The organism is Amycolatopsis nigrescens CSC17Ta-90 (genome assembly GCF_000384315.1).
Classification (GTDB): Bacteria; Actinomycetota; Actinomycetes; order Mycobacteriales; family Pseudonocardiaceae; genus Amycolatopsis; species Amycolatopsis nigrescens.
Genome location: NZ_ARVW01000001.1, coordinates 8,487,101 through 8,503,069, shown reverse-complemented (window position 1 = coordinate 8,503,069; position 15,969 = coordinate 8,487,101). Strand labels below are relative to the sequence as shown.

General features: G+C 69.9%; 16 protein-coding genes. 10 read left to right on the top strand and 6 right to left on the bottom strand.

Annotation, left to right across the window (positions count from 1 at the left end):
• Positions 1-213: 213 nt before the first annotated feature.
• Positions 214-1,284 carry a TerC family protein gene (locus tag AMYNI_RS0140190; RefSeq protein WP_020673795.1) on the top strand — a complete coding sequence of 357 codons (1,071 nt, stop codon included), beginning with the start codon at positions 214-216 and terminating at the stop codon, positions 1,282-1,284.
• 40 nt (positions 1,285-1,324) lie between these two features.
• A complete protein-coding gene (locus AMYNI_RS0140185) occupies positions 1,325-3,268 on the top strand; it encodes a S9 family peptidase (RefSeq protein WP_026361533.1) in 1,944 nt (647 codons plus the stop codon).
• A gap of 2 nt (positions 3,269-3,270) precedes the next feature.
• Here AMYNI_RS0140185 and AMYNI_RS0140180 read toward each other — a convergent pair whose 3' ends face one another.
• The 6 genes from AMYNI_RS0140180 to AMYNI_RS0140155 form a co-directional block, all read right to left on the bottom strand.
• Positions 3,271-3,927, bottom strand: coding sequence for an RES family NAD+ phosphorylase (locus AMYNI_RS0140180; protein WP_020673793.1), 657 nt, complete (start codon positions 3,925-3,927; stop codon positions 3,271-3,273).
• A gap of 45 nt (positions 3,928-3,972) precedes the next feature.
• Positions 3,973-4,557 (bottom strand): hypothetical protein, encoded by a 585-nt coding sequence (locus AMYNI_RS0140175; protein ID WP_026361532.1) that lies wholly within the window; start codon positions 4,555-4,557, stop codon positions 3,973-3,975.
• Positions 4,558-4,735: 178 nt separating this feature from the next.
• Entirely contained in the window at positions 4,736-5,929 is a 1,194-nt protein-coding gene (locus AMYNI_RS0140170) for a M24 family metallopeptidase (RefSeq protein ID WP_211225547.1), read from the bottom strand.
• Between the two features lie 20 nt (positions 5,930-5,949).
• Entirely contained in the window at positions 5,950-7,032 is a 1,083-nt protein-coding gene (locus tag AMYNI_RS46585) for a PLP-dependent cysteine synthase family protein (RefSeq protein ID WP_051116413.1), read from the bottom strand.
• 62 nt (positions 7,033-7,094) lie between these two features.
• Entirely contained in the window at positions 7,095-8,933 is a 1,839-nt protein-coding gene (locus AMYNI_RS0140160; protein WP_020673789.1) for an asparagine synthetase B family protein, read from the bottom strand.
• A 137-nt stretch (positions 8,934-9,070) separates the two neighbouring features.
• A complete protein-coding gene (locus tag AMYNI_RS0140155) occupies positions 9,071-10,081 on the bottom strand; it encodes an LLM class flavin-dependent oxidoreductase (RefSeq protein WP_020673788.1) in 1,011 nt (336 codons plus the stop codon).
• Positions 10,082-10,365: 284 nt separating this feature from the next.
• Here AMYNI_RS0140155 and AMYNI_RS0140150 point away from each other — a divergent pair, with 284 nt between their 5' ends.
• From AMYNI_RS0140150 to accD, 8 genes are read left to right on the top strand one after another with little or no spacing between them, the layout of a single operon-like run.
• Positions 10,366-11,070 (top strand): SDR family oxidoreductase, encoded by a 705-nt coding sequence (locus AMYNI_RS0140150; protein ID WP_020673787.1) that lies wholly within the window; start codon positions 10,366-10,368, stop codon positions 11,068-11,070.
• 2 nt (positions 11,071-11,072) lie between these two features.
• Positions 11,073-11,936, top strand: a complete 864-nt coding sequence (locus AMYNI_RS0140145) for an NAD(P)-dependent oxidoreductase (RefSeq protein WP_020673786.1) — start codon at positions 11,073-11,075, stop codon at positions 11,934-11,936.
• A gap of 19 nt (positions 11,937-11,955) precedes the next feature.
• A complete protein-coding gene (locus AMYNI_RS0140140; RefSeq protein ID WP_020673785.1) occupies positions 11,956-12,423 on the top strand; it encodes an SRPBCC family protein in 468 nt (155 codons plus the stop codon).
• 19 nt (positions 12,424-12,442) lie between these two features.
• Positions 12,443-12,916, top strand: a complete 474-nt coding sequence (locus AMYNI_RS0140135; RefSeq protein ID WP_020673784.1) for an anthrone oxygenase family protein — start codon at positions 12,443-12,445, stop codon at positions 12,914-12,916.
• A 43-nt stretch (positions 12,917-12,959) separates the two neighbouring features.
• Positions 12,960-13,712 (top strand): SDR family NAD(P)-dependent oxidoreductase, encoded by a 753-nt coding sequence (locus AMYNI_RS0140130; RefSeq protein WP_020673783.1) that lies wholly within the window; start codon positions 12,960-12,962, stop codon positions 13,710-13,712.
• Positions 13,712-14,026, top strand: a complete 315-nt coding sequence (locus AMYNI_RS0140125; RefSeq protein WP_020673782.1) for an antibiotic biosynthesis monooxygenase family protein — start codon at positions 13,712-13,714, stop codon at positions 14,024-14,026. The genes AMYNI_RS0140130 and AMYNI_RS0140125 overlap by 1 nt, the downstream gene beginning before the upstream one ends.
• Positions 14,027-14,067: 41 nt before the next feature.
• Positions 14,068-14,262, top strand: coding sequence for a hypothetical protein (locus tag AMYNI_RS49455; RefSeq protein WP_157357695.1), 195 nt, complete (start codon positions 14,068-14,070; stop codon positions 14,260-14,262).
• On the top strand, positions 14,259-15,941 hold the full coding sequence (accD, locus tag AMYNI_RS0140120; protein ID WP_020673781.1) for an acetyl-CoA carboxylase, carboxyltransferase subunit beta: 1,683 nt from the start codon (positions 14,259-14,261) through the stop codon (positions 15,939-15,941). The genes AMYNI_RS49455 and accD overlap by 4 nt, the downstream gene beginning before the upstream one ends.
• The last annotated feature ends 28 nt before the right edge of the window (positions 15,942-15,969 follow it).

The window sequence follows — 15,969 nt, the reverse complement described above, 5'->3', positions numbered from 1 at the left end:
TACTGCCGACATCTCGGTGACACGGGCAACCTCGGCTGGCTTTCCGGATTGGCAAGGGTCAAAATGGACACTGCTGTGGAGGGGAGTATTCCTTCGCGGCGGTGTCGTCAGCACGGTTGCCTAAGGCACCCGGCACCGTCGGCCGGGCGTCACAGCCGGCGGAAGAGACCTCCGGTTAGTTGCGGTCTTTGCGCTATCCGGAGGTATGTCTAGATGAACGTCCCGTTGTGGCTGTGGATCGCCACGGTCGCAGGTCTGCTCGCCCTGATCGCGGTCGACCTGGTGATCGTCGACCGGAAACCCCACGAGGTGACCACCGCCGAAGCAGGCCGGTGGGTCATCTTCTACATCTCCTGCGCGGTGCTGTTCGGTGCCGGCATCTGGCTCTTCGCGGGACATGATCCCGGCGTCGAGTTCTTCACCGGTTATATCACCGAGTACTCGCTCAGTGTCGACAATTTGTTCATTTTCATGATCATCATGGCCTCGTTCAAGGTGCCGGCCATCCACCAGCACCGGGTGCTGCTGATCGGCATCCTGCTCGCGCTGGTCATGCGCAGCGCGTTCATCGCGGTCGGGGCCGCGCTCATCGCGCAGTTCGTGTGGGTCTTCTTCCTGTTCGGTGCCGTCCTGGTGTGGACGGCGATCAGCATGGTGCGGAAGAAGGACGACGAAGAGGAGTACCACGAGAACGCGCTGACCAGGCAGGTTCGCAAGATCTTCCCGGTCACCGACGACTACCACGGGCACAAGTCGTTCGTGAAGAAGGACGGCAAGCGCTGGATCACCCCGATGTTCGTGGTGATCGTCGCGATCGGCAGCGCCGACCTGCTGTTCGCGGTCGACTCCATCCCGGCGATCTTCGGCATCACCCAGGAGGCGTTCCTGGTCTTCACCGCGAACGCGTTCGCCCTGATGGGGCTGCGGCAGCTGTACTTCCTGCTCGGTGGTCTTGTCACCAAGCTGGTCTACCTGTCCTACGGCCTTGCCGTGATCCTCGGCTTCATCGGGGCCAAGCTGTTCCTGCACGCGCTGCACGAGTACCACGTGGTGCCGGACTGGCTGGACATCAACAACTGGGTCTCGCTCGGGGTGATCGTGGTGGTGCTGACCGTCACCACCGTGGCGAGCCTGGCCAAGGCCAAGCGCGACCCGGAGTCCACTCAGCACGCGGGGCTCGAGCTGAACGCCAAGGCGCCCGAAGAGCGGGAAGCCGAGCAGGACTCGGAGGGCGGCTCTGGCAAGGCTGAGGAGGAAGAGCGAGCCGGCAGCCGTGATCGTTAACTAGTTAGATCGGCTAACGATCGGGTACGGTCTGCAGGTTGTGCGTCCTTCTGATGTCGAACTCCTGACCGTGCCCGGAAAGCCCGCCCTCCACGGGGAGCTGCTGCTGGTCGCCGTGTCGCGACCCGACCCGGCCGAGAACGTGTACTCCAGCGCCCTGCACCGGGTGCGCCCGACCGGCGGCAGCTCGCCGTGGACCCATGGCGAGCGGGACACCGACCCGGCGATCTCACCGGACGGCAGGTGGGTCGCTTTTCTGCGCGGTACGGGAGAGAGCAAGCCGCAGCTGTACCTGATGCCTTCCGACGGCGGCGAGGCCAGGCGGCTCACCGAGCTGCCGCTGGGCGCCGGAGCGCCGGTGTGGGCCCCGGACTCCCGGCGGATCGCGTTCGCCGCGCGGGTCCCGGAACCCGGCCGGTACGGCACCGCGGCCGAAGAGGGCGCGAAGCCGCCGGAGCCGGACGCGGAGGCGCCACGCTGGATCACCCGGTTCGACTACCGCTCGGACGACATCGGCTTCCGGCGCGACCGGCCGCGCCGGCTGTTCGTGCTCGATGCGCTGGCCGGCGGCGAACCGGGGGAGCTCACCCCGCTCACCGACACCGATGCCGAGGTCAGCGACCCCGCCTGGACCCGCGACGGGCGAAACGTGCTGGTGGTGGCGCCCCGAGACTGGGACCGGGTGGAGACGCTGCACTCCGACCTCTACGCGGTGGACGTGGACAGCGGGGCCGTCCGGCTGGCGGTGCGCACGGCCGGCACCGCGGAGCAGCCGGTCGTTGCCGCGGACGGCACTATTTTCTTCCTGGGCAAGGAGTTCTCCGGCTTCGACCTGGCGGGGCGCAACGCCGGGCTGTGGTCGGCGAAATGGCGGGACGGCGCGGAGCCCGCGGTGGCAAGGCGGCTGACCGATCAGGAGTCGGTGCTGTGCGACGGCGCGGCCGGCCGTCCCGCGCCGATGGGCGACCGGGTGCTGGTCACCGTGCTGAACCGGGGGGCGAACGAGCTGCGCGCGGTGCCCCGCGACGGTGACCGGCTGCCGCTTTCCGCGCTGGAGCCGGTGGCGGGGGAGCGTGCCTCGGTGCGCGGCTTCGCGGTGCACGGCGAACAGGTGGCCGCGGTGATCGCCACCCCGGATAGCTGCGGCGACGTGGTGCTGCTCGGCGAAGGTGACGCTCGGCGGCTGACGGACTTCTCCGCTGACCTGCGGGAAAGCGGCATCCGTCCGGTCGAGGAGCTGACCGCGACCGCGCCGGACGGCTACCCGGTGCACGGCTGGCTGGTCCTGCCCGAGGGCGAGGGGCCGCATCCGGTGCTGCTGGCCGTGCACGGTGGGCCGTTCGCGGGTTATGGATGGGGCCTCTTCGACGAGGCGCAGGTGTACGCGTCCGCCGGTTACGCGGTGGTGCTGCCCAACCCGCGCGGCTCGGCGGGCTACGGCGAGTCGCACGGCAGGGCCGTGGTCGGCGCGCTGGGCACGGTGGACGTGGACGACGTGCTGGCGCTGCTGGACGCCGCGCTGGAGCGGCCGGAGACCAACCGTGCCAAGGTCGGCGTGATGGGCGGGTCCTACGGCGGCTTCATGACCAGCTGGCTCGCCGCGCAGCACGGCGAACGGTTCGTCGCGGCGTGGAGCGAGCGCGCGGTGAACGCGTGGGACTCGTTCAGCGGCAGCTCGGACATCGGGTGGACCTTCGCGGACAACTACGTGGGGCCGGATCCGGTCGAGCAGCGCGAGCGCAGCCCGCTCAGCTACGCCGACAAGATCGATATCCCGTTCTGCGTGGTGCACTCCGAGCACGACTGGCGCTGCCCGATCGAGCAGGCCCAGCGCATGTTCGTCGCGTTGCGCCGGGCCGGGGCGCCGGCCGAGATGCTGATCTTCTCCGGGGAAGGGCACGAGCTGAGCCGGTCCGGCAAGCCGCGGCACCGGGTGCAGCGGTTCGAGGCGGTGCTCCAGTGGTGGGCCCGGCACCTGGACTGACGTCAGTTGAGCAGTACGTAGTTCAGCTCTTCGCAGACCCGGCCCAGCGGCACGTCCAGGCCGGGGTGGTCGAGCTGGAGCAGCACGTCGGGCGCCACCGGCAGCGCGGACCCGGCCGGCGGGTCCCAGAGGCACAGCGCGGGGTCGCCGGAGTCCATCGACGAGCGGTACCAGAGCCCGTCCAGGTCGCCGAAGGCGGAGCGGATCGCCCGCGCCCAGGCCTGGGTGATCCGTTTCGGGCCGCTGGAGATCTCCTGGGACGCGCCGACCCTGGTCGGCCACAGCCCGGACAGGTCGAGCAGGCGCAGGGTGCGGGTCGGCCGGACCACGACCAGCCGCGGTCCCCTGGTGGTCCGGTCCACGGTGGAGGTCGTCTGGTACACCTCGGCAACGCTGGTGCGAACGGACAGGCCGAAGTACAGCACGCCGTTTCCACGGTCGGTGACCGGTTTGCCGCCGCGGGCTGGCCGGTGCTGGTCGAAGCGGCCGTGCGGGAGCGGACCGGTGTAGCGGAACGAGTTCCACTGCTGCGGGTGGTTGCCGTGCGCGGTGAAAATGCGCACCAGCCTGGTCCCCGGGTGCACCGCGACGATGTCTTCGGTGGGGTGCAGTTCGTTGACCAGGACAGCGCGCGCGGGCGGCAGGGGGAGCCGTGCCATTCGTGCGGTTACCTGTTTCTCGTGATCTCGGTGGCCTGAACCAGCTTAGGCGGGCGTACCCAGGGCAGAAGCCAGGGTAGCGACGCGCTCCGGGTCACCGCCCGCCAGCAGCCACTGGCGGGGAGTCGCCGGTTTGGCGTTGATCTCGAGATCGGCCTGCTGGTTGCTCATGAAAGCCGCGATGACCAGCGCGGGCTGGTCCTCTGGCAGTGCCGCGAGCACCGTCTCCAAGCCGGGCAGCACCCCGCTGCCGGTGAACTGCCAGGCGGGCAGCCGCCAGCCGCCCTGGTCCTTCCAGCCGCTCAGCCTGCCCTCGGAGAGCCGGTGCCGGATCCGGCTGGGGTCCACGCCCAGCGTGCGCGCCGCGGTGATCACGGTGAGCGCGGAGTCCGCCAGTACCGCGTGCGCGGCGACCGTGCGGGCCCGGAAGTCCGTCTCGCCCTCGGTGTGCGGGGAGAGGTCAAGGCCGACGTCGGCGAGGACGGCCCGCTGGTCAGGGGTGAAGTAGAGCGAAGGATCGGGATTGGGTGGAGAGAGCCTCCTGGCCGCGTCTTCGACGAGTGTGAGAAACGCGTCGGCGTCCACTCGCAGTCCGGCCTTGGCTAGTACGTTCTCCAGCGCAACTGACATGCGCCTAGCCTAGCTCGGATGTGCGGGTTCGTGCGGTCTTTCCTCAGATTGTGCGTCAATTCACCAAAGATCGACACAGATAGCACATAACCAAACACACGCTGTAAGTGATCGATGGGTAAGTGTGCCCTCTTCGGGGCACCGACGCAATACACGATCTAGTTCCGTCGCGATCCTTTCAGCGCACGGGCAGGACCGCGAGCTCGCGCGGCAGCGTGGTCAGCAGTTCGTTTCCGCCGCCGCGGAGTACGAAGGGGTCTTCTGCTTGGACCACACCGAAGCCGAACTCATGATAAGGCGTCTCGATATTGACCACGGTGTCCTCTTCGAGCAGTTCCTCGGTGGTCGGGGTGAGCAGGACGTGGTCGTAGATCTCCACGCCGATCCCGTGCCCGACGTTCTGCCTCCGGTAGTGCGGCATACCCGATTCGCGCACGGCCTCCACGGTCAGTTCGAACACCTCCCGGCCCGACATGCCCGGCCGCGTGTCGCGGATCGCCCGCTCCTGCCCGGCCAGCACGGCCGCGTGGTACTTGGCGAGCTTGTCCGAGGGCTCGCCGAAGCTGTGCACCCTGGCGATGTCGGACCAGTAGCCCTGGTAGACGCAGCCGACGTCCATCCAGATCGCGTCGCCGGCGCGCAGCGGCACGTCACCGCGCGGCGCGGTCTGCCCGGCCACGCCCGCGGCGCCGAACTTGACCAGGGTGAACTTCGGCCTGCCGCCCGCCCCGGCCACCGTGCGCTCGAACTCGCGCACCAGTTCGAGCTCGGTGACCCCCGGCCTGGCGAGCGCGATCGCCGCGCGGATGCCCTGCTCGGTGACCGCGGCCGAACCCGCCAGCCGGCGCAGTTCCGGCTCGGTCTTGACCTTGCGCACCCAGCGCAGCGTTTCCGCACCGGTGACGATCCGCGCGCCGGGCAGCTGCCCGGCGAGCTCGTCGAGGAACCCGTGCGGCACCGAGCCTTCGTCGACCGCGATGCGGCCGCCGGCGACCCCGGCCGAGCGCAGGGCGTGCACCAGGCCGTCGAGCGCGGTCGCCGGCCTTGGGCCGGTCTCGGTGACCTGGCGCAGCCGCTCCAGCTCGCCGGTCAGCCCGGCCGCTGACTCCTCCTCGCGGAAGAACGAGCCGTAGCCGACGATCTCGTCGAGCTCCGGCAGCGCGTCCAGGAACTGGTCCATGTCGCACCGGGTGGAGACCAGCCTCGGGTGCGCGGGCCGGTCGCGGGTGAGCACCGCATAGCACTGCCCGACGTGCGGCACAACCTCCATCGTGACGCTCGCGATTCCGGTCAGGTAGAAGACGTTCTCGAAGGTGGTGGCGACGATCGCGTCCAGCCCGAGCTCGTCCATCCGCCGCGCGATGCGGTTCACATTGGCCAGCATCGTCGGGGTCAGCCGCTCTGCACGAGCTGCTCTTCGACCACGTCCGCCAGCGCCACCGCCGGGCAGGTGGGCAGGCTGGCCGCGGTCAGCAGTCCGTCCACAGTGGTCAGTCCGGCGTTCTCGATCGGTTCGAGCAGGCCGCGGGTGGCCAGCCAGCCGTCGTCGAAGGTCTCGCCGAGGTAGTTCGCGCCGTCGTCCGGTGCGATCACCACGATCCGGCTGCCCGGGTTCTCGTGCGCGTGGTGCAGCGCGCCGAACACGGCCGCCCCGGCCGACTCGCCGACCAGCACGCCCTCCTCGGTGGCCAGCAGCCTGGTGGTGGCGATGCCCTCGTGGTCGGCGACGAGCTGCACCCGGTCCACCACGGAACGGTCGAGGCAGCCCGGCTGCCACATCAGGCCGAGCCCGCGGATCCGGCTCGGGCCGCCGTCGGACCACTCGCTGAACGGGTGCCCGAAGGTCGCCGAGTTCTTCGCGTCCACCCCGATCGTCACCACGTTCGGCAGCGCGCGCTTGACCGTGGCCGAGGTGCCGCTGATGTGCCCGCCGGTGCCGACCGCGGTGACCAGCGCGTCGAACCTGGGCACGTCGCCGAGCAGCTCGCGCCCGGTGTGCTCGGCGTGCGCCCTCGGATTGTCCGGGTTGTTGTACTGGTCCGGCCAGAACGAGTCCGGGATGACCGAGACGAGCTGCTTCACCCGCTCGATCCGCGGGCCCTGGTACCAGCCCTGCGCGTCCGGCGTGTCGACCAGCACGATCTCCGCGCCGAGCGCCGAGACGTACTTCAGCATCGAGGCCGGTGCCTTCGGGTCGACCACCAGGATCACCCGGTAGCCGCGCACCGCGCCGATCAGCGCGAGCGCCTTGCCCACGTTGCCCGAGGTGGACTCCACGATGGTGCCGCCCGGCTGCAACCTGCCGTCCCGTTCGGCGTGGGTCACCATGGAGAGCACCGCCCTGTCCTTGATGCTGCCACCAGGATTGAACGCCTCGAGCTTGACCAGTATCTCCGAGCCGTTCGGCACGGTGACCCGGCGCAGCCGGACCACCGGCGTACGGCCGATCGTGTCGAGGACACTATCGCAAATCATTCTCCGCCTCCGTTGGTTCTGTCCCCGCACACCGCGAGCCGCGCATGCCGGCGTCGAATGAGCTAGAGCGCCAGGCGCACGTGGTACTGCTCGATCCACAGGTTCATCTGCAGCGCGAGTTCGATGTCTGCGCGGGCCAGCCGGTCCTTCGCGATCCGTTCCGGCTGGTCGGCCAGTTCGGTCGCGGCCGGAAGGTCGATCAGCGACCTGGCCGGTGCCTGCGGGTCGGCCAACAGCGCCTTGAACTCCTCCTGCAACCGCCGCGGGTAGCCGGGGTGATGGCTGACCGGGGCGGCGCTGCGCGGCCGGGTGACGATCTCGTCGGGCAGCAGATCGGCGACCGCCGCGCGCAGCAGGCCCTTTTCGTGGCCGCCGTGCTTCTGCATCTCGATCGGGATGTTGTAGGCGTACTGCAGCAGTTTCGCCGAGCTGATCGGAGAACGCGCCTGCAGCCCGGCGTCGGCGAACACCGGCTGGTCGCTGCGGAACAGGGTCAGCACCAGGTAGGAGACCCGGCGCATGGTGCGCTGCCACTCGTCCTCGCCGGGCAGGTGCTCCACCTGGCCGACCGCGGTCGCGTAGGTGTCCCGGTAGTAGGCCTGCAGGTCCAGCTTGGCCAGGAAGTCCGGGTTGAGCAGACCGGTGCCGAACCCGTTCATGGCGCCGAACCGCTGGGCCAGCGCGACCCAGGGGAAGGTGCCGGATTCGATCAGGCCCTTGTCGTTGGACCAGTTCGCGCCGAGGAACGCGTTGTCCGCCCCGTAGCCGGTGAACGCGATCTTGTTGCCCTGCGCGGAAACGTGCTGCAGGAACAGGTGCTGTGCCGCGTCCATGTCGTAGATCCGGGTCGGGCCGTCGTTGGCGCGCAGGATGCCCATCCGGATCAGCGGGTCCAGGGTGTCGGTGGCCTCCAGCCGCACCGTGGTCTGCTCGGCGCCGATGTGCTCGGCCACGAGCTCGGCGAAGGGTGCGTCCTTGGTCACGCGCATGACGTCCGCTTTGAACTCGTCGTCCACGTAGTCGATGGTGAAGGTCTTCAGCCGGTCCGCACTGCCCCGGCGGCGAAGCTCGGCCGCGGCGAGTGCGGCGACCGAAGAGGAGTCGATCCCGCCGGAGAGCATCACGGTGAGCTTGGACGGGTCGGCAGGCAGGTTGTGCCGCATGCTCTCCTCGAGCATTTCGCGGATGTTCCTGATCGTGGTGTCCGCGTCGTCGGTGTGCGGCCTGCTCTCGAACTTCCAGTAGTTGCGGCGTTTCCAGCCGTTGCGGGTGAACCGGGCGATCTCCGCCCCGTTCACCTGGCCGAGGTCGCGGAACAGCGGACCTGGCGGCAGCGCGTGCGTGACCACCTCGCGCATGCCGTCGATGTCCACCGCCGAGGAGATCTCCGGGTGGGCGAGCACGGCCTTGCGCTCGGAGCCGAACACCACGCCGGTGGCCGTGTTCGCGTAGTAGAGGCCCTGTCCGGCCATCGCACTGCGCGCCAGCAGCAGCTCCTCGGCGCGGGAGTCCCAGATGGACAGTGCGAAGGAGCCGGCCAGCGCCGGGATGAACTCGTCCTGCCAGCGCAGGAAAGCGTGTGCGACGAGCTCGGCGGCGGAAGCGTCCGGGGTCACCGCGACCCCGGACGACCGCAGCCTGGCCCGCAGCTCGTCCAGGCCGAAGGGGGAGCCGGCCACGCAGGCGGCGACGGTGCGGCCGTCCGACTCGATCACGGCGGGCTGTTGGCAGGGCGCACCATCGGCGGCGAGCCCGCGGTAGCCGAGCGCCGCGGCCGGTGAAACCCACACCGACTCGGTGTCCGGGCCGCGTTGCGCCAGTGTGGACGCCAGCATCGTGATGATCGGCCGGTGCAGCCGCAGGTTCCTCGAGAAGTCGATCCAGCCGACAACACCAGACATCGGTTACCTTTCCGGGTTCGGAAGTCGGGTCGTGCGCGGCATCGCACGGGCGAACGGCGGGCCGCGCTCTCTGCGGAACCGACCCTGGCAGCCGCACCTCGAAGCCGCGTGGAGGGCGGCTTGGAGGTGGGTCGTGATCAGTGCGCGCCGGCAGGCAGCACTGCGGCGGCCACCTGCAGCGCGGCCCGCTGCTCCGGCAGGGTCGGCGCGGACGGTCCCACGCACAGGGTGCTCGCCCCGGCGTCGGCGTACTGGCCCAGCCTGGTGCGGATGCGGTCCGGGGGACCGAGCAGGGCCATCGCGTCGACGAACTCGAAGGGCACCGCCGCCGCGGCGCCGTCCGGATCACCGGCGAGGTAGCGGCTCTGCACTCGGTCCGCCTCTTCGGACAGTCCCTGCTCGGCGGCGAGCCGGTAGTAGAAGTTCCGCTCGCGGTGCCCGAGGCTGAGGAACTTCGCGACGTACCTCTTGATCGGCTCGGCGAGCGCACGCGGGTCGTCGCCGACCGCGATCGGCACGGTCAGCAGGATCTCGAAGCCGTCCAGCGTCGCGCCGGCCCGTTCGCGGCCCGCTCGCAGGCTGGGCAGCGCCTTCTCCACCTGTGCCGGTGAGCAGAAGGACCCGATCCAGCCGTCGGCGATCTCCCCGGCCAGCTCCAAGTTCCCCGGACCGATCGCGGCCAGCAGGATCGGGGTGGCGTGCGGATCGGACGCGGCGCGGAAGCCGTCGAGGTGCTCGGAGAACGGGACCGTGTAGTGCTCGCCGCGCAGGCGCACGGGTTCGCCGCGCAGCACCATCCGGATGATCTCCAGGTACTCCCTGGTCCGGCCGAGCGGCCCGCGGAAAGGCTGCCCGTGCCTGCTGTCCGCGGTGAACGAGTTGGAAATGCCGAGCCCGAGCCGGAAACGGCCGCCGCACAAGGAGTTCAGGGTGGCCGCGGTACTCGCGGCGAGCACCGGGGTGCGGCCGGGGATCTGGCAGACCCCGGAGACCAGCCCGATCCGTTCGGTCTGCCCGGCCACCCAGCTGAGCACGGTGATCGCGTCGCGGTCCCCCTCCGGTGCGAGTGCGGTGGCGAAGCCGAGCCGTTCGGCTTCCCTGGCCAGTTCCAGTGCTCTGCCCGGGGTCAAGCTGACGCCGAGTTTCATGCGGTACCCCCTGCGTACCTGTGACGTCGCCGATGCGGCGTCGGATGCCGGACAGCGTGCCCGCGTCGGCTAGCGGCACAACCACGTCCGGCTCGCGTCCCGCTCGAAAACGGCCTGAGGAAAGGGCTCGCGAACCAGGGCCGCGACTGGTGGGAAATCGGCTGGATCACGTTTCGAGTGACGCCCGAACCCGCGTCTGCATGGTGTCCGCCAGCGTGACTCACGACCGACGCAGCAGAAGGGAATGTCCGGTGGATCAAGGATTGTCGGGCAAGCGGGTGCTTGTGACCGGAGGAACCAAGGGGATCGGCCGGGCGACGGTGCTCGCGTTCGCGCGTGCCGGAGCCACCGTCGTGACCTGCTACCACACCGATGCCGAGGCGGCCGCGGAACTCACCCGTGAGCTGAAGGAAATCGGCGACCAGCACCAGGTCGTGCAGGCGGACGTGACGAGCGCCGAGGACGCCGCCGGACTGGTCGAGACCGCCACCGGTGCGCTCGGCGGACTCGACGTCCTGGTCAACAACGTCGGAGTGGACGGCATGGCCCCGCTGGGCAAGCTGGACACCGCCGAATGGCAGCGGGTGATGGACAGCAACGTGACCGCCACCTACCTGGTCACCCAGGCGGCGCTGCCGGCGCTGGCCGACGGCGGCTCGGTGATCAGCATCGGGTCGTCGGTGGCCAGCCGCGGCAGGCCGAACGCGGTGCACTACACCACCGCCAAGGCCGCGCTGATCGGGTTCACCAGGGCGCTGTGCAAGGAGGCGGGCCCGCGCGGTATCCGGGTCAACCTGGTCTCGCCGGGGGTCACCGAAACCGAGCCAGGCGCCGGCCTGCCGCCGCACGTGCTGGAGCGGCTCGCCGCGATGACCGCGCTCGGCCGGATCGGCCAGCCGGAGGAGGTCGCCGCCTCGGTGCTGTTCCTGGCCGGTGACGCCGCCAAGTACGTGACCGGCGCCAACATCACCGTGGACGGGGGGATCTGACCATGGGCACTCGATCGATCGCGGTGCTCGGCCTCGGCGGCATGGGCGGCGGCATGGCGCACGCGCTGCTGAGCGCCGGGTTCCGGGTCACGGTGTACAACCGGACGGCGGCCAAGGCGGACTCGCTGGTGGCGGCCGGCGCGTCGCGGGCGGACAGCCCGGCCGAAGCGGTGGCGGACGCCGACGTGGTGCTGATCAGCCTCGCCGACGAGCGGGCGGTCGAAGAGGTGCTGTTCGGTTCCGTGCTCGGCAAGCTGCGTCCGGAGCAGCAGGTGATCGACACCTCGACGGTGTCCCCGGACTACGCGCGCCGCGCCGCCCAGCGGCTGGCCGAGCACGGCAACTCGCGGGTGGAAGCCTGCGTGGTGGGCAACCCGAAGATGGCCAACTCCGGTCAGCTCCGCGTTTTCGCCGCCGGTGAAGAGTCCGCAGTGGACAGTGTGCGGGACGTGCTGGACGCGATCGGCCAGCAGGTCCGCTACCTGGGTGCACCAGGGACGGCCAGCTCGCTGAAGCTGGCCTTCAACCTGATGCTGGGCGTGCAGACCGCCGGGCTGGCCGAGGCGCTGAACTTCACCGAAGCGTCCGGTTTGGACCGTGAGCTCGTGGTCGGCGCGTTGCGGGACATGGCCTGGGGCGCCTTCGCACTCGGGTTCCGCGCGGACTTCATGCTCGAGCGCAGCTACCGGCCGGCCGGGTTCCGCAGCGTGCTGATGCACAAGGACCTCCGGCTCGCGGCACAGGAATCGGCGGCGCTCGACGTCAGCCTGCCGCTGGTGGAGCAGGCGGCGCTGCAGTACGAGTCGGTGATCTCCGCGGGCCGCGGGGACGAGGACGCCGCCGTCGTGCTGGAAAAGCGCGACTGAAACCGGGAAGGGCAGAAACATGTCAGGACACACGGACAACGAGATCGTCATCAACGCGCCGATGGACCTGGTCTGGAAGATGACCAACGACATCGAGTCGTGGCCGCAGCTGTTCAGCGAGTACTCCGCCGCGGAGATCATCGAACGGCGGGACGAAACGGTGATCTTCCGGCTCGCCCTGCACCCGGACGAGACCGGGAAGGTCTGGGACTGGATCTCCGCGCGCACCCCGGACGAGGAGACCAGGACCGTGCGCTCGCAGCGGATCCAGACCGGGCCGTTCAAGTACATGTGGATCTACTGGGAGTACCTGGAGACCGAGGACGGCGGCGTGCGGATGCGCTGGGTGCAGGACTTCGAGATGAAGCCGGGCCTGCCGGTGGACGACGCCGCCATGTTCGCGCGGATGGACCGCAACACCAAGGTCCAGCAGAAGCTGATCAAGGACAAGATCGAGGCCGCGGCCGGTCTTCCGGTAGCGGGCTGAAGCACGGCGGAGGTCGGTGATGACAGGCATTCTGGTCCCGCTCGTGCTGCTGGCGAACGGGCTCGCGGCCGGCGTGCTGCTGGCCACCCAGCTCGGCGGCTGGCCGTTCCTCCGGGTGCTGCCGGACGCCGACTACGTTCGGGCGCACGCCTTCTTCTCCACCCGGTACGACCCCTGGATGCCGCTCTGCCTGATCGTCACCTTCCTCGGTGACCTCACGCTGGCGGTGACCGCGGACGGCACGGTCGCCCAGTCCCTGTTCGCCACGTCGGCGCTGTTGGCGCTGGCCACCGGGGTCATCTCGCTGACCAAGAACGTGCCGGGAAACCGTTACGTGCAGACGCTGGAGCCGGCGCAGCTGCCCGCCGACTTCACCGAACGCGACCCCCGGCCGGTGTGGGGTCCGTGGAACCGGCGCCGCAGCCTGCTCGGCATGTTGGCCTTCCTGGTCAACTGCCTGGCGCTGGTCGCCGTGCTGAGCACGCCGCTCTAGGTCCGCACATCGCGTCAACACAAGACAGCTGGAGGAATGGAAAATGGAACTGAGTCTCAAGGGCAAGAAGGCGCTCGTCACCGGTGGTGTCCGCGGCGTCGGCCGCGGCCTGGTGCTGGGCCTGGCCCGCGCCGGGGTGGACGTGGTGACCTGCTATCGGCGGGAGAGCGAGCACGTCGCGTCGCTGGAGCGCGAGCTCAAGGAGATCGGCGGCGAACACAGCATCATCCGCGCCGACGTGTCCGACCCGGACCAGGTGACCGAGCTGATCGGTGAGTGCGAACGGCTGCACGGCAAGCTCGACGTGCTGGTCAACAACGCCGGCACGATCAGCCACATCCCGTATGCGGAGCTGCCGTTCGAGGAGTGGAACCGGATGGTCGCCACCAACCTCACCTCGGTGCACATGGTGATCCAGAAGTCGCTGCCGCTGCTCGGCGAGGGCAGCTCGGTGATCAGCATCGGGTCGCGGTCGGTGGAGGCCGGGGTGAAGCTGCGGGCGCACTACACCGCAACCAAGGCCGCCCTGATCGGCCTGAACCGTTCGCTGGCAAGGGAGTTCGGCGAGCGCGGTATCCGGTTCAACATCCTGCGCCTCGGCGTGATCGAGACCGAGACCCTGCGCGACCTGCCCGACGACCAGCGTCAGGCGATGATCTCCTTGTACAGCAAGAAGAGCGCCTTCGGCCGGATCGGCAAGGCGACCGAGGCCGCCGGTGCGGTGCTGTGGCTGGCCAGCGACCTGTCCTCGTTCGTCACCGGCGCGGTGATCCCGGTCGACGGCGGGATGAGCTGATGGGCGGTACCACCGGCGGGGTGCGGGTGCTGATCTTCAACGCGACCGAGGACGTCGCCGGGATCGAGGCCGCCTACCACGAGGTGAGCAAGGAGCTGGCCGGTGTACCCGGACTGCTGGGCAACGAGCTGCTGCGGTCGGTCCAGGACCCGAACGGGTTCGTGGTGCTGAGCTCGTGGGAGAGCATGGCGGCCTTCCAGGAATGGGAACAGGGCGCCGACCACCGCAGGACGACGACACCGCTGCGGCCGTTCCGGGACACCAGTTCCGGCCGGCCGTTCGGGGTGTACCAGGTGACGGCGGCATACGAGTGAGCGCGTGCCGCGAACCGGTGAGTTGGTGAGGAGGTCCAATCATGCGGACACCAACCCCGGAAGAAGAGGAAGCACTCCGGGCCCGGTGGCGGAAGATCGGCACCGCGCTGGTCGACATGCTGATCGTGGTCGGCGCGGCCATGAGCGGGCACGCGGTCCCCGGGTCCTGGCCAGGTTCCGCGGGCGGAAGTACGTCGGGGGAGCCACGACCGAAGGACGAGTGGGGCCAGAGATGACCGAGATGGTGAACCGCCCGCGCGCGGCCCAGCAGAGCGAGCAGACCGATTGGCTGGTCTGCAGGCGATGCCAGGGGTTGTTGTACCGCAAGAGATTCGACCGCTTCGCCGGAGTCTGCCCGGAATGCGGCTGGCACAGTCCGATGACGGCGGCGGAGCGGCTGGCCAAGCTGCTCGACGACGGTTCGGCGAAGCCCGTCGAACCGCGCCCCGCGGTGCACGATCCGCTCACTTTCACCGACCTGGTGCCGTATGCGACCAGGCTGGCCAAGGCGAGGAGCGCCACCGGTCTCGACGACGCGGTACAGGTGGCGCACGGCGCCGTGCACGGGCACTCGGTGGTGGTGGTCGCGATGGACTTCCGGTTCCTCGGCGGCAGCCTCGGCAGCGCGGCGGGGGAGGCGATCGCGACCGCCGCCGAGGCCGCCATCGCGCACGACTCGCCGCTGTTGCTGGTCACCGCTTCCGGTGGCGCCCGGATGCAGGAGGGCGTGCTCTCCCTGATGCAGATGGCCAAGACCAGCAACGCCATGGCCGAGCTCGACGAGGCGGGCCTGCTGACCATCACGCTGGTCACCGATCCGACCTTCGGCGGGGTGGCCGCGTCCTACGCGACGCTGTCGGACATCATCGTCGCCGAGCCAGGCGCACGGATGGGTTTCGCCGGCAGGCGGGTGATCGAGCAGACCATCGGGCAGCGGCTGCCCGAAGGCTTCCAGACCGCGGAGTTCCTGCTGTCGCACGGGCACGTCGACGACGTCCGGCCGCGGCCGGAGCTGCCGCGGATGCTGGCGAACCTGCTGTCGATGACCCGCCCCGCCGGCACCGGCTGGGGGCACTCGGTGACCGACCCGGTGCTGCGGGATCCAGGGCTGCTGCCGGAGAAACCGGTGGACGAGGTGCTGCGTACCGCGCGCGAGCTGGCCCGTCCGACCACTTTGGACCACATCGACAACTGGGCGGACGGGTTCGTCGAACTGCACGGCGACCGGCGCGGCTCGGACTGCCCGGCGATCGTCGGCGGCCTCGGCTCCCTGGACGGGCTGCCGGTGATGTTCATCGGCCACCAGAAGGGGCACAGCACCGCGGAGCTGGTGAAGCGGCAGTTCGGCATGCCGTCGCCTTCGGGGTACCGGAAGGCCGAACGGCTGATGCGGCTGGCGGCGAAACTCCGGGTACCGGTGGTGGCGCTGGTGGACACGCCAGGCGCGCATCCCGGGCTGGAGGCGGAGGAGCAGGGCCAGGCCGCGGCGATCGCGGAGTGCCTGCGCACGATGGGCGGGCTGCCGGTGCCGGTGGTCAGCGTGATCACCGGTGAAGGCGGCAGCGGTGGCGCGCTCGCGCTCGCCGTCGCGGACCGGGTGCTGGTCAGCGAGAACGGGATCTACTCGGTGATCAGCCCGGAAGGATGCGCGGCGATCCTGTGGCGTGACCCGGGGGCGGCAACCCGTGCCGCGGGGGCGCTGCGGGTGGACGCCGGCTCGCTGTTGCGGCTCGGCATCGTGGACGGGGTGGTGCCCGAGCCCGACGGTGGCGCGCACCGGAACCCGGACGCGGCCAGCGACCTGGTCCGCCGGTCGGTGGTCGCCGCGTTGCGCGAGCTGCGTGCCCGTCCGGGGAACGAGCTGGTCGCCGCCAGGCGGGCCCGGTTCCGCGCTTTCGGCCTGGCCGGGGCGTAACGACTTTCAGCAGAACACAGGAGGCAGG

Coding starts and splice junctions, on each gene's coding strand:
- AMYNI_RS0140190 (WP_020673795.1), top strand. CDS start 214: ATGAACGTCCCGTTGTGGCTGTGGATCGCCACGGTCGCAGGTCTGCTC.
- AMYNI_RS0140180 (WP_020673793.1), bottom strand. CDS start 3,927: ATGGCACGGCTCCCCCTGCCGCCCGCGCGCGCTGTCCTGGTCAACGAA.
- AMYNI_RS0140175 (WP_026361532.1), bottom strand. CDS start 4,557: ATGTCAGTTGCGCTGGAGAACGTACTAGCCAAGGCCGGACTGCGAGTG.
- AMYNI_RS46585 (WP_051116413.1), bottom strand. CDS start 7,032: ATGATTTGCGATAGTGTCCTCGACACGATCGGCCGTACGCCGGTGGTC.
- AMYNI_RS0140160 (WP_020673789.1), bottom strand. CDS start 8,933: ATGTCTGGTGTTGTCGGCTGGATCGACTTCTCGAGGAACCTGCGGCTG.
- AMYNI_RS0140155 (WP_020673788.1), bottom strand. CDS start 10,081: ATGAAACTCGGCGTCAGCTTGACCCCGGGCAGAGCACTGGAACTGGCC.
- AMYNI_RS0140145 (WP_020673786.1), top strand. CDS start 11,073: ATGGGCACTCGATCGATCGCGGTGCTCGGCCTCGGCGGCATGGGCGGC.
- AMYNI_RS0140140 (WP_020673785.1), top strand. CDS start 11,956: ATGTCAGGACACACGGACAACGAGATCGTCATCAACGCGCCGATGGAC.
- AMYNI_RS0140135 (WP_020673784.1), top strand. CDS start 12,443: ATGACAGGCATTCTGGTCCCGCTCGTGCTGCTGGCGAACGGGCTCGCG.
- AMYNI_RS0140130 (WP_020673783.1), top strand. CDS start 12,960: ATGGAACTGAGTCTCAAGGGCAAGAAGGCGCTCGTCACCGGTGGTGTC.
- AMYNI_RS0140125 (WP_020673782.1), top strand. CDS start 13,712: ATGGGCGGTACCACCGGCGGGGTGCGGGTGCTGATCTTCAACGCGACC.
- AMYNI_RS49455 (WP_157357695.1), top strand. CDS start 14,068: ATGCGGACACCAACCCCGGAAGAAGAGGAAGCACTCCGGGCCCGGTGG.
- accD (WP_020673781.1), top strand. CDS start 14,259: ATGACCGAGATGGTGAACCGCCCGCGCGCGGCCCAGCAGAGCGAGCAG.